At 70.6% G+C, this 12,457-nt stretch carries 11 protein-coding genes and 1 tRNA gene; 3 read left to right on the forward strand and 9 right to left on the reverse strand.

From position 1 onward, the window contains the following. Positions 1-90 precede the first annotated feature (90 nt). The 3 genes from AB0P41_RS21715 to AB0P41_RS21725 all read left to right on the forward strand — a co-directional run bounded on the left by AB0P41_RS21715 (position 91) and on the right by AB0P41_RS21725 (position 3,677). Positions 91-1,152, forward strand: coding sequence for an SGNH/GDSL hydrolase family protein (locus AB0P41_RS21715; RefSeq protein WP_356710072.1), 1,062 nt, complete (start codon positions 91-93; stop codon positions 1,150-1,152). A gap of 119 nt (positions 1,153-1,271) precedes the next feature. After that, the gene (locus AB0P41_RS21720) at positions 1,272-2,492 is read left to right on the forward strand and encodes an acetyl-CoA C-acetyltransferase (protein ID WP_356709576.1); all 1,221 of its coding nucleotides are present in this window, start codon (positions 1,272-1,274) and stop codon (positions 2,490-2,492) included. 345 nt (positions 2,493-2,837) lie between these two features. Beyond that, entirely contained in the window at positions 2,838-3,677 is an 840-nt protein-coding gene (locus AB0P41_RS21725; RefSeq protein WP_365933581.1) for a hypothetical protein, read from the forward strand. On the opposite strand, the gene AB0P41_RS21730 is transcribed toward AB0P41_RS21725, so the two are convergent. The 9 genes from AB0P41_RS21730 to AB0P41_RS21770 form a co-directional block, all read right to left on the reverse strand. After that, positions 3,674-3,994, reverse strand: a complete 321-nt coding sequence (locus AB0P41_RS21730) for a hypothetical protein (protein WP_356709580.1) — start codon at positions 3,992-3,994, stop codon at positions 3,674-3,676. The two genes, AB0P41_RS21725 and AB0P41_RS21730, sit on opposite strands and share 4 nt — an antisense overlap. Before the next feature lie 141 nt (positions 3,995-4,135). After that, the gene (locus tag AB0P41_RS21735) at positions 4,136-5,023 is read right to left on the reverse strand and encodes a Bax inhibitor-1/YccA family protein (protein WP_104786490.1); all 888 of its coding nucleotides are present in this window, start codon (positions 5,021-5,023) and stop codon (positions 4,136-4,138) included. Positions 5,024-5,217: 194 nt separating this feature from the next. Continuing rightward, entirely contained in the window at positions 5,218-5,706 is a 489-nt protein-coding gene (locus AB0P41_RS21740) for a hypothetical protein (RefSeq protein WP_356709583.1), read from the reverse strand. Positions 5,707-5,952: 246 nt separating this feature from the next. Beyond that, positions 5,953-6,039, reverse strand: a tRNA-Leu gene (locus tag AB0P41_RS21745). A gap of 249 nt (positions 6,040-6,288) precedes the next feature. Further along, positions 6,289-8,697 (reverse strand): glycoside hydrolase family 2 protein, encoded by a 2,409-nt coding sequence (locus AB0P41_RS21750; RefSeq protein WP_365933584.1) that lies wholly within the window; start codon positions 8,695-8,697, stop codon positions 6,289-6,291. Continuing rightward, positions 8,694-9,587, reverse strand: coding sequence for an ATP-binding cassette domain-containing protein (locus tag AB0P41_RS21755; RefSeq protein ID WP_356709587.1), 894 nt, complete (start codon positions 9,585-9,587; stop codon positions 8,694-8,696). The genes AB0P41_RS21750 and AB0P41_RS21755 overlap by 4 nt, the downstream gene beginning before the upstream one ends. Continuing rightward, positions 9,587-10,531, reverse strand: a complete 945-nt coding sequence (locus AB0P41_RS21760) for an ABC transporter ATP-binding protein (RefSeq protein ID WP_365933586.1) — start codon at positions 10,529-10,531, stop codon at positions 9,587-9,589. The genes AB0P41_RS21755 and AB0P41_RS21760 overlap by 1 nt, the downstream gene beginning before the upstream one ends. Before the next feature lie 4 nt (positions 10,532-10,535). Further along, the gene (locus AB0P41_RS21765; RefSeq protein ID WP_365933588.1) at positions 10,536-11,441 is read right to left on the reverse strand and encodes an ABC transporter permease; all 906 of its coding nucleotides are present in this window, start codon (positions 11,439-11,441) and stop codon (positions 10,536-10,538) included. After that, the gene (locus AB0P41_RS21770) at positions 11,438-12,433 is read right to left on the reverse strand and encodes an ABC transporter permease (protein ID WP_365933590.1); all 996 of its coding nucleotides are present in this window, start codon (positions 12,431-12,433) and stop codon (positions 11,438-11,440) included. Before AB0P41_RS21770 ends, AB0P41_RS21765 begins: the two co-directional genes overlap by 4 nt. Positions 12,434-12,457: the final 24 nt, after the last annotated feature.

Consider the following 12,457-nt stretch of genomic DNA (forward strand, 5'->3'; position numbering starts at 1 on the left):
GCGATTGAGCTACGCCCTCCACGGGGCAGGTAGTGCTGTGTACGGCTGTACGGCACGGAGGAGGTGGACCGGACTGTGTCGAGAGCGAGGGTGGCGCGGCGGATCGCAGCGGGTGCGGCCTATGGGGGCGGCAGTGTAGGGCTGCTCGGCGCGGCGACGGTGGGGCTGGTGCTGGCCGAGGTCCAGCTGGCGAAACGGCAGGTGGGCGGGGGCAAGGCGCCGGTCCCGCCGAGTGCGGACGGGCGGTACGGGGTGGCGTTCGCCGGCCCCTCCGATCCGTTGCGCTTCGTCCTGCTGGGTGACTCGACGGCGGCCGGCCAGGGTGTACGGAGAGCCGGCCAGACCCCGGGGGCGCTGCTGGCGTCCGGGCTGGCGGCGGTGGCCGAACGACCGGTGGATCTCCGGAACGTGGCCCTGCCGGGGGCCCGGTCGGACGATCTGGAGCGGCAGGTGTCCCTGGTGCTGGCCGATCCGTCGGGGGTGCCGGACGTCTGCGCGATCATGATCGGCGCGAACGACGTGACCCACCGGATGCCGGCGACACAGTCGGTGCGCTGTCTGAGCACGGCCGTACGGCGGCTGCGCACGGCCGGTGCGGAGGTCGTCGTGGGCACCTGCCCGGACCTGGGCACGATCGAGCCGGTCTACCAGCCGTTGCGGTGGCTGGCCCGGCGGGTGAGCCGGCAGCTGGCGGCGGCCCAGACGATCGGCGCGGTGGAACAGGGCGGGCGGACCGTCTCGCTGGGCGACCTGCTCGGTCCGGAGTTCGAGGCGAACCCCCGGGAGCTCTTCGGTCCCGACAACTACCACCCCTCGGCCGAGGGGTACGCGACCGCTTCGATGGCGATGCTGCCGACCCTGTGCGCGGCTCTCGGGCTGTGGCCGGAGTCCGACCACCTGGACGGTTCGCGCCGTGAGGGGATGCTGCCGGTCGCCAAGGCGGCCTCCCGCGCCGCACGGGAGGCCGGCACCGAGGTGACGGCGGCGCGCGCGCCCTGGGCCCTGCTCAAGCACCGCAGGCGCCGGCGCCTGCCCGCCCACACGGACCCGGTGCCGCACGACGGCGCGGGGACGGACGCGGACGGTGGGCCGATGCCGGAGCGCGGGTCGGGTGCGACATGGCGCCGGCCCGGGAACATTCCGGGAAACTGAGCGGTTGCTTAGAAAAGAGGTCCGCATCACATCGCCTGTTGGGTGACCTCAGCTATACGTCCGGGTAACTTCCAAGGCAGTCCAGCCTTCCTGCCTTCCAGCCCTCATGGAGCCGCGTGATGCCCGAAGCCGTGATCGTCTCTGCTGCCCGCTCGCCCATCGGCCGGGCCTTCAAGGGGTCCCTCAAGGATCTGCGCGCGGACGACCTGACCGCGACCGTCATCCGGACGGCGCTGGCCAAGGTCCCCGAGCTGGACCCGAAGGACATCGACGACCTGATGCTCGGCTGCGGCCTTCCCGGCGGCGAGCAGGGCAACAACCTGGGCCGCATCATCGCCGTACAGATGGGGATGGACCACCTCCCCGGCTGCACGGTCACCCGCTACTGCTCGTCCTCGCTCCAGACCAGCCGCATGGCACTGCACGCCATCAAGGCAGGCGAGGGCGACGTCTTCATCTCCGCCGGCGTCGAGATGGTGTCCCGCTTCGCCAAGGGCAACTCCGACAGCCTGCCGGACACGCACAACCCGTTCTTCGCCGACGCCGAGGCACGCACCGCCGCCCGCGCCGAGCAGGAGGGCACGAGCTGGACCGACCCGCGCGAGGAGGGCCTCGTCCCGGACGCGTACATCGCGATGGGGCAGACCGCCGAGAACCTGGCCCGGATCAAGGGCGTCACCCGCCAGGACATGGACGAGTTCGGCGTGCGGTCGCAGAACCTCGCCGAGGAAGCCATCAAGAACGGCTTCTGGGAGCGCGAGATCACCCCCGTGACGACGCCGGACGGCACGGTCGTCTCGAAGGACGACGGCCCCCGCGCCGGCGTCACCCTGGAGGGCGTGCAGGGCCTGAAGCCGGTGTTCCGCCCCGACGGGCTCGTCACCGCCGCCAACTGCTGCCCGCTCAACGACGGCGCCGCCGCACTGGTGATCATGTCCGACACCAAGGCGCGCGAGCTGGGCCTGACCCCGCTGGCCCGCATCGTCTCGACGGGCGTCTCCGGCCTGTCCCCCGAGATCATGGGCTACGGCCCCGTCGAGGCCAGCAAGCAGGCGCTCAAGCGCGCGGGGCTGACCATCGACGACATCGACCTGGCCGAGATCAACGAGGCGTTCGCCGCCCAGGTCATCCCCTCCTACCGTGACCTCGGCCTGCCGCTGGACAAGGTCAACGTCAACGGCGGCGCGATCGCCGTCGGCCACCCCTTCGGCATGACCGGCGCCCGCATCACCGGCACGCTGATCAACAGCCTGCAGTTCCACGACAAGCAGTTCGGCCTGGAGACGATGTGCGTGGGTGGCGGCCAGGGCATGGCCATGGTCATCGAGCGGCTGAGCTGAGCCGCCGCTGAGGGTAGGGGTGGCCTGAGGAACGAAGGCGGCACCTGCCCGCAGCGGAGGCGAAGCGAACGCGACCAGCAATGCGAGCGACTGAGCTGAGCCGCCGCTGAGGGGCCCCGTTGAATCGAGCCGAGCTCCTATCGTGACCGAATCTCCCCCAGGATGTGATCTGTGTCCCGGGGGAGAGTCGTTTCTGCAGGTCACACCAGCCACAGAGCTAAACACCAGGCCCAAAGACCTGTCCAATTCGTGACGTAATGCACTGACAGCAGGCATCGGTACAGGACAAGCTGATGTAGGAAGTCGGGGGTGTCGATTGAAACCGGGAGTATGTCAGTGAGCGCCATGCCGTTTGCCCTGTTGCTGACCACCGCCGCTGCCACGGCCGTCGGCGCCGCCGCTCTGCACGCTGCTCACGGGCTGCGCAAGCAGGTCACGGCCCTGCGCACGGAGCTGGCGGAGGGACGCGGCCCGCACGCGTCCGTGCCCGAGCAGCTGAACCGGAGCGCCGGCACATCCGCCGAGGAGATACGCGCGGCGGTCGCCGACGCGCTCGCCGAGGAGCGGGAGCGGGAGCTCGCCGAGGCCCGTGCCTTCTGGGCGGCCCAGGAAGCACGCGACGCCGCCGATGCCCCGTCCCTGCTGGGCGGGCTCGGTGAGGACGTCCCGTTCTTCATGCCCCGCCAGACCGACTTCGCGGGCCTGGAGGCGATGGACCTGGAAGCGGGTGACGCCCTGGACGAGCTCGCCGAGCTGGCGGAGCTCACCGACATGCCCGAGGTCATCGAATACGCGGAGTACGCCGAGGACTCCCCCGAACTGGCCGCGGCCCGTCGCCGCCACCCGTCACACCCGGACTTCGTCCCCGTACAGACACCCGTCGTCACCGACCATGAGCGTACCGTGAACCGGCTGGAACGGCTCGCGGACACCGGTACGGAGCTCACCGACGTGCGGCCGGGTCCCCTCGGGACGCTCGACGTGTACGTCTTCGCCGACGGCACCACGCTCTGCATGACCCCGGGCCACCGGGAGACCGCCGAGCGGCTCGCCGACTCGCTGCGCTCCGGTGAGCAGCCGGTGCTGCTGGGCGGTTCGGGAGTCTCCGGCGCCTACGCGCTGACCTTCTCGTGCGGCGAGGAGAACGTCTACATCCTCGCCGACCGCGTCATCGCCTCGTTCTAGGGCCTGAACGCCCGCTCCGCCGCCTCCTCGACACACCGCACGGCCTCGTCCAGCTCCTGGGACGAGGCCGTTTCCAGTGCCACGGCCAGGTCCCGCCCGGCGACGGCGAGCTGGTCGCCGACCGCGAATATCCCGGCGTCGGGCATGGTCCTCGGCTCCCGGTCCGGGGCCTCGGCCCGCTGGGCCCGGGCGGACAGCTCCCTCGCCGTCGCCAGGGCCTCGGCGGCCGTACCGCGCTGCAGCCGGCTCTGCGGGGTACTCCGCAGCCGGTCGGCGAAACGGTCCACGGCGGTGATCAGAGGCGTCGTATCAAGCACGCCGTGACCCTACGCGCCCCCGCGGGACGGTTGCCAACGCGCCGGTGCCCGGGCACGGTGCCGGGAACCCCGCGACGACGAAACGGGACGGCCCGCAGGCGATGAGCCTGCGGGCCGTCCCGTCGTCGTCGTGCCTACGGGTCAGTCGTTCCCGTTGAGGATGGAGAGCAGACGCAGCATCTCCAGGTAGATCCACACCAGGGTCAGGGTGAGGCCGAAGGCCGCCAGCCAGGACTCCTCGCGCGGTGCGCCGTAGTTGATGCCGTCCTCGACCTGCTTGAAGTCCAGGGCCAGGAAGCACGCGCCGAGGATGACGCCGATGACTCCGAAGAGGATGCCCAGACCACCGCTGCGGAAGCCGAGGCCGTCACCGCCGCCGAACACGCTGAACAGCAGGTTGACCATCATCAGGAGCACGAAGCCCACGGCCGCGGCCATCACGAAGCCGTAGAAGCGGCGGGTGACGCGGATCCAGCGCATCTTGTACGCGATGAGGACACCGGCGAAGACACACATGGTGCCCATCACCGCCTGCATCACCGTGCCGGGGCTGATGTAGGTGCTGACCGTGCTGGAGATCACTCCGAGGAAGACACCCTCGAAGGCCGCGTAGGCAAGGATCAGCGCCGGCGCGGGCTTGCGCTTGAAGGACTGGATGATCGCGAAGACGAACGCGATCAGGGCCGCGCCGATGGCGATGCCGTAGGACTTGCCGAGATTGGCCTCGTCGACCGGCAGCAGGGCCCAGGAGAGCGCGGCGGTGAGCACCACGGTGCCCAGCGTCATGGCCGTACGCGTGACGACGTCGTCGATCGTCATCGCGCCGGAGCGCGCGGGCGCCTGCGGGGCGCCGTACTGGGTGTCCTGCTGGGCGTAGGGGTTCGTGGCGTACGGGTTCGCGGCGGTGCCCTGCGCGTACGGGTTGGCACCCGCTGCGGGGGCCCCGGCCTGCGGCGCCGCGTTGAAGCCCGCGTAGCCGTTGTCGCGGCTGAACCCCCGTCGCGAGAAGACCGGGTTGCTGCTCCTCATTTCACTCCTCCATGGCCACCTCGCGCGGCCTTGCGTCAAGAGTAATGGGTAGGCAAAAGAATCACCCTAGTACCGGAGGAGGATCTTCATGGGAGCCGGTGGCCGTGATCCCTCCGGTGCGGTACGGAAACACTCGTACCCTCCGGGTGAATCCGCAAAAGGGCGGCGCGGGCTGCGGCCACGCGTGCCGGCTGTCAGCGCTGTCCGTGCACGGCCTTGATGAGGTCCGCGATGGTGGACCGGGCCTCGCCGTCACGCTCCTCGTCGATCGCTTCGAGAGCGGCGGCGGCCGCCTCCCGGACATGGTGCGGAAGCCCTTCGGCCGCCGTGAGGCGGTAGGCGGCCTCACGGCGCGCCGTGCGCTCGGCGGGGTCCACCGCGTCGGGGCCGGCCAGCGGGAAGACGGATGCCCCGTAGGCGGAGATCCCCAGCACCACGGCGTCGCCGATCCCGTCGGCGTACCCGCGCGCGGCGGCCCTCCCCTGGCCCTCCCGAATGCTCGCGATCATGCGCCGGCGGAACAGGACCGCCCCCAGGGCGGCGCCGCCTCCCACGGACAGGGCGCACGCGAAGGCCAGGAACGGACCGTCCCAGGCGAATCCGGTGAACGCCCCCAGACCTGTGAGCGCGACCGTCCATCCGATCGCCGTCCGAGTGCTCATGTGCTCGGGTGTGGTGTCCATGACCGGAGTGTCCCAGCCGGCCGCCCACGCCCCGGCGGGGGGTGCGCGCGTACGCGCACTCGTCTCCGACCGCCGACGAGGCGACCGGGGCAACCGGGGCAACCGGGGCAACCGGGGCAACCGGGGCAACCGACCGGCTACGTACCGTGACGGTACGGAGGGTGTCGCGCCCAGCATGCAATGCGAGGGCCTGGAAGTTGACAGCTGAAGTACCGTGCGGCCGCCCGGGCTCCACCGACCGTGCGGTGGTGCCCGGAGCCGGACTCGAACCGGCACGCCCCCGAGGAGGCAGCGAGGTTTAAGCTCGCCGTGTCTGCATTCCACCACCCGGGCGTGGGCGCGCGGCTCCGCTTTGGCACAAGACCCTATCCGGGGGCGTCCCTCGAACAGCGGAACATCCACTCGATGTTGTCTTATTTTATTGACCGTGTGAGGGACCGTCAGACACCGGGCACCGCATCAGCACACGCCCCGCCCGGTCGGGGGGTACGAACCCCGGCAAACGGGAATGACGGAAAGTCGCCGCACCCGCACGGCCCAATACGCCATGGGCCGCGCCACCGTTCGCCAGGGCCCGCCACCTCAGCGGTCGACGGTGTCGTTGACGCACCGGAGGACCGGCCGCGAGCCCAGCGCCTCCGGGTCCTCCAGCACCGCGCCCGTGACATGGAACACGGCACTCTCACCGGGCAGCAGAGTGACGAGCATGTCGTCCACCTCCGCCGCCGGATCCAGCCGGTCGGGGAAGAGCGCGAGATCGCGCAGCAGGGTCCGCGCCGTCACCGTGACCCGGTAACCGATGCCCGATTCGTCACCCTGGGTGACCGTGGCGTGATACCGCGCCGGCGGCAGCGCGAGCCGGGTGTCCTCCTCGTAGAACTCCACCAGCCGCTGTCCGCCCAGCTCCGCCACCAGCACCTCGCGGGCGCTGTCGTCCGGGTCGGCGACCGCGGACGGCAGGGGCACACGGGTGACGCCCCGGGCCGCCGTGTCCACTTCGACCACCTCCTCGGCCAGGACCTCGCCCTCCAGTGAGCGCCGGGTCAGCCGCAGCGTGCCCTCCCACGGGCGGGCGGAGTCGTTGACCAGGTGCAGTGCCCCGTCCCGTACGGCCATCAGCCGGTCCGCGTACACCGCGCGCAGGGCGTACCAGAGCGGCTTGCGGCGGCCGTCCCCGTCGACGGCCGCCCAGGAAACGACCGGCCAGCAGTCGTTGAGCTGCCACACGACCGAGCCCATGCAGTACGGGCTGTGCGAGCGGAAGTGGCGGATGCCGAAGGCGACCGCGCGGGCCTGGTTCAGCTGGGTGAGCCAGTGCCAGTCGTCGAAGCCGGACGGCTGCGGGAGATGGTCCCCCAGGCCCCGCGACAGCTTGGCGTCGCCGTCCTCCGCCTTCTGGTGGTGGGCGAGCAGCGGGGCGTCCGGGGCGAGCGGGCCGCTGACGGCGCGGCGCAGCGTGGCGTACGCGGGCGGGCCCTGGAAGCCGAACTCGGCGACGAAACGGTGGGCGGTGTCGGCGTAGTGCCGGTAGTCGACCCGGTTCCACACCTCCCAGAGGTGGACCGTCCCCCGGGCCGGGTCGTTCGGGGGCAGCTCCGGGGATCCGGAGTAGGGCGACCCCGGCCAGTACGGACGGGAGGGGTCGGTCTCGGCACAGAGGGCCGGCAGCAGCTCGTGGTAGTAACCGTGGCCCCAGGTGCGGCCCTCCAGCTTCTCCTGCCACCCCCAGTCCGCGTGGCCCTCCAGGTTCTCGTTGTTCCCGCACCACAGCACCAGCGAGGGGTGCGGGGCGAGCCGGACGAGGTTCTCGCGTACCTCCGCGGCCACCTCGTCGTACAGCGGCTGCTCCTCCGGGTAGGCCGCGCAGGCGAACGGGAAGTCCTGCCAGACGAGCAGCCCCTTCTCGTCGCACAACTCGTAGAAGTCGTCGCTCTCGTAGAGGCCGCCGCCCCAGACTCGGATGAGGTTGACGCCTGCGGCGACCGCCTGGTCGAGACGGTCCGAGACCCGCTGCCGGGTGATCCGGGCGGGGAAGCAGTCGTCGGGGATCCAGTTCACCCCGCGTACGAAGACGGGCTCGCCGTTGACGGAGATGCGGAACGCCTCACGTTCCAGGGTGACTCCACGGAAGCCGGTCCTGCCGGTCCAGGCGACCTCCTCGCCCAGGCGGACGGTGACGTCGTACAGGGGCTGCTCGCCGTGGCTGTGCGGCCACCAGAGCTCGGCGTCGGGGACCGGGAGGGTGACCGTGACACGGTGCTCGTCGTCCGAGGCGATGAAGGCGGCGGACGCGCCGACCACCTCGACCGAGCCCGACAGCGCCGCGCGGCCGTCGTGCTCCACCTCCAGGGTGACCGCCAGGCGCGGCACCCCGTCCCCGTCCAGGTCGCCGATGACCTTCACCCCGGCGATGCGCGGGCCGGTCCAGGACTCCAGCGCGACCGGCCGCCAGATGCCGGAGGTGACGAGGGTCGGCCCCCAGTCCCAGCCGAAGTTGCAGGCCATCTTGCGGATGAAGGCGTACGGCTCGGCATACGCGCCGGGCCGGTCGCCCAGCTTCTCGCGCATCGCCTCGGCGTAGGTGTACGGGGCGGTGAAGCGTACGGCGAGGGTGTTGGTGCCCTCGCGCAGCAGCGGCCGGACGGGGAAGCGGTAGCCGCGGTGCTGGTTGGCGGTCGAGCCGACCTCGGTGCCGTTGAGCAGGACCGTGGCGACGGTGTCGAGGCCGTCGAAGCACAGGTCGGTGAACTCGTGGCCGTCGGCTGACCACTCGAACGCGGTGCGGTACGTCCAGTCGGTGCGGCCGATCCAGCCGAGCCGGCTCTCGTTGTCGTCCAGGTAGGGGTCGTCGATCAGCCCCGCGGCCAGCAGGTCGGTGTGGACGCAGCCGGGGACGGTCGCCGGGACGCCTCCTGCGGGGAGCCCCACGGGCACGGGGCCGTCGGCGACGAGGGTCCAGCCGTCGTGCAGGGGGAGGTGGCGGGGCATCACGCGGACGTCCTTCCGCAGTCGGGGAGCCCGGCGCAGGCGACGAAGTGGCCCGGCTCGGTCTCGTACAGGTCGCTGTCCCCCGCGCCCCCTTCGTGGAAGGCGCAGGCCCCCACGGGTTCGGCGGACGTCCAGGGCTGGTTCAGCCGTGGCACCGCGGCCAGGAGTGTGCGGGTGTAGGGGTGGAGGGGGTTGCCGAACACCTTCTGTGTGTCGCCGCGTTCGACGACGCGGCCGTTCCTCAGGACCACCGTCCTCTCGGCGAGGTAGGTGCCGAGCGAGAGGTCGTGGGTGATGTAGAGGACGCCCAGGCCGCGTTCCTTCAGTCCGGCGAGGAGGTTGAGGACGTCGATGCGGGTGGAGGCGTCGAGCATGCTGGTGATCTCGTCGGCGACCAGGAAGCGCAGATCGAGCAGGAGCGCGCGGGCGATGAGCAGGCGCTGCAGCTGGCCGCCGCTGAGCTGGTGCGGGTAGCGGCCGAGCACCTGCCCGGGGTCCAGGCGCACGTCCCGTACCGCCTTCTCCACGCGGTCGGACCACTCCTTGTCGGAGACACCCGGGTGGTAGGCGCGGCGGACGAGGGCGAAGACGCGGTCGGCCTTGAAGACGGGGTTGTAGCAGCTGAAGGGGTCCTGGAAGACGCCCTGGACCCGGCGGTAGAAGTCCTTGCCGGGCCTGACCTGTTCGCCGTCCAGGGTGAGGCTGCCGGAGCTGACCTGGGTGAGGCCCAGCACCATGCGGCCGATGGTGGACTTGCCGCTGCCGCTCTCGCCGATGAGGGAGACCAGTTCGCCTGGTGCCGCCGAGAAGGACACCTGGTCGACGGCGGTGGTGGAGCCGCCTCCGAAGGCGCCGGCCCGGAAGGTCTTGGTGACACGGTCGAGGGTCAGCATCAGGCCGCCTTCCAGCATGCGACGGTGTGGCGGGGAGCTACCTCGACGACCGGGGGTTCCTCGGCGCACCCGCTGTCGGCGAGCGGGCAGCGGGCGCGGAAACGGCAGCCGGCGGGCGGATTCAGCAGCGAGGGCGGGGAGCCCTCGATGCCGCTGAGCGGCTTGTCCTTGTACCGGGCGCCCACCTGCGGCAGCGAACCGATCAGCATCTTCGTGTACGGGTGGCGGGGCGCGGTCGTCAGCGCCTTCGTGGGGGCCTTCTCGGCGAGCTTGCCCGCGTACATCACCATGATCGAGTCGGCGATGTGCGAGGTCAGCCCGAGGTCATGGGTCACGAAGATCATGCTGGTGACCAGGCCCCTGTCACGGAGACCCGTGAGGGCTCCCACCACCGCCTGCTGGTTGGAGACGTCCAGGGCCGAGGTGACCTCGTCGGCGATGAGGACGGACGGGTCGAGCAGCGTGGAGATCACCATGACGGCGCGCTGCTTCATGCCTCCGGACAGCTCGATCGGATAGCGGTCCAGGACGTCCCGCTCCAGACCGACCAGGGCGAGCCGGCGGTGGAGTTCGTCCGTGTCCACGCTCACTCCGCGCGAGGCGAGGAGCTCGCGGATCATGCGGCCGATGCGGCGGGTCGGGTTGAGCGCGCTCATCGAGTACTGGGGGACGAGCGAGATCTTGTGGAAGCGGTAGGCGTTCATCGCCCGGTCGTCGGCCAGCGGCAGTTCGTCGCCGTCCAGCGTCACCGTGCCGCCCACGTGCCGCATCCGGCCGTCGAGCCGGATGAGGGACTTGCCCAGGGTGGTCTTGCCGCAGCCGGACTCGCCCGCCAGGCCCAGGATCTCGCCGTCCGCCAGGTCGAAACCGACGCCGTCCAGGGCCCGGACCTCGCCACGCAGCGTGCGGTAGTGGACCCGCAGATCGTTGACGGTCAGGGTCATGAGCTCAGGACTCCCTCAGCTTCGGGTTGAAGACCTCGTCGAGGCCCACGTTGGCGACATAGAGCGCTCCGACGATCGCGGTGATCCCGGCGCCCGGCGGAACGAACCACCACCACATGCCGAGTTGGAGCGCGCTCCACTGCTGGGCGCTCTGCAGCATCAGGCCGAGCGAGACGCCCTCGGTCGGGCCGAGCCCGATGAAGTCCAGCGAGGAGGCGATGAGGATGGACCCGCCGAAGAGCAGGATGAACGTCATGAAGAGGTACGAGCTCATGTTGGGCGCGATCTCGCGGAACACGATCCGCCAGGTGCCGCTCCCGCTGAGCCGGGCCAGGTCGACGAACTCCCGGGTGCGCAGCGAGAACGTCTGCGCCCTGATCGCCCTGGCCGCCCAGGGCCATGAGGTCAGTCCGATGAACAGGCCCTGCACGGCGACGCTGCGCACCCCCATGTAGGCGTTGATGATCAACAGGACGGCGAGGGCGGGGATCACCAGCACGACGTTGGTGACCATGTTGAGGATCTCGTCGACGACACCGCCCCGGTAGCCGGCGAGGAAGCCGACGACCATGGCGATGACGGCGGCGATGGCCCCGCCGACGACGCCCACCAGGAAGGTGGCGCGCAGCCCGTGCACGAACTGGGCGTACACGTCCTGGCCGAAGGTGGTGGTGCCCATCCAGTACGTGCCGTCCGGCGCGGACGCCTGCGGGCCCACGTACTCGTTGGGGTTGCCGTTGTCGAGCAGCATCGGGCCCACGACGCCGATCGCGAGCAGGATGACGACGAGGGTCACGCCGATGATCAGCTTGGGGTTGCGCACCGCGTAGTGCAGCGACTCGCGGCCCGGCTTGGCCACGGGTGCCCCGGCCGAGGCGGCCTCGGGTGCCGGGTCGGGCAGTGTGCTCATGACGTGCCTCCTGCCATGCCCGTACGGGTGCGGGGGTCGACGACGACGTACACGATGTCGATGAGGAAGTTGGCGATCAGGACGCCGATGACGATGAACAGGAACGCGCCCTGGAGCAGGAAGAAGTCCTGGTTCTGGATCGCCGCCAGGATCAGTGAGCCGAGCCCCGGATAGGCGAAGACGATCTCGGTGACGAGCGCCCCCGCGACCAGCACACCGAGCTGGAGCGCCAGGCCGGTGACCTGGGGCAGGACGGCGTTGCGGAAGGCGTAGCGGCGGATGAGCCGCTGAGGGGCGCCGAGGGCGGAGAGGTAGGAGGAGTAGTCGGACTCCAGCTCGTAGATGATCATGTTGCGCATGCCGATGGCCCAGCCGCCCAGTGCGACGAGGAAGAGCGACAGGAACGGCAGCACCCAGTGGTGCAGCGCGTCGATGACGAAGCCGCCGTTCCAGCCGGGCTGGATGTCCAGGCTGTAGCCCCCCGATATGGGGAACCAGCCGGCCTTCGCCCCCAGCGCCCAGGCGAGGATGACGGCGATCCACATGTACGGCATGGCGGTCAGCAGATAGCCGGCCGGCAGCACGGTGTTGTCGAGGACCTTGCGGCGGGCGGAGAGCGCGCCGATCCAGTTGCCCACGAACCAGCTGAGCAGGACGGCCGGGATCATCAGGCCGAGCGTGTACGGGAGCGCGTCGAGCAGGACGTCTCCGACGGGCGTGGGGAAGACGAAGACGGAGATACCGAAGTCGCCCTGGAGCAGCGCACCCCAGAAGTGGAGGTACTGCTGCCACAGCGGCTCGTCGAAGCCGAACAGGTTGTTGTAATAGGTGCGCATCGCCTCGGCGGCCTCCGGCTGCGAGACACGGGCGCGGGCGACCATGGCGGAGACCGGGTCACCGGGCATGAAGCGCGGGATCATCCAGTTGACGGTGACGGCGACGACGAACGTCAGTGCGTAGATGAGAAGTTTGCGGGCGAAATAGCGGCGCAAGGGTGCTCCCCTGGTGGAGAGCCC

Source organism: Streptomyces sp. NPDC079167 (genome assembly GCF_040686735.1).
Lineage (GTDB): Bacteria > Actinomycetota > Actinomycetes > Streptomycetales > Streptomycetaceae > Streptomyces.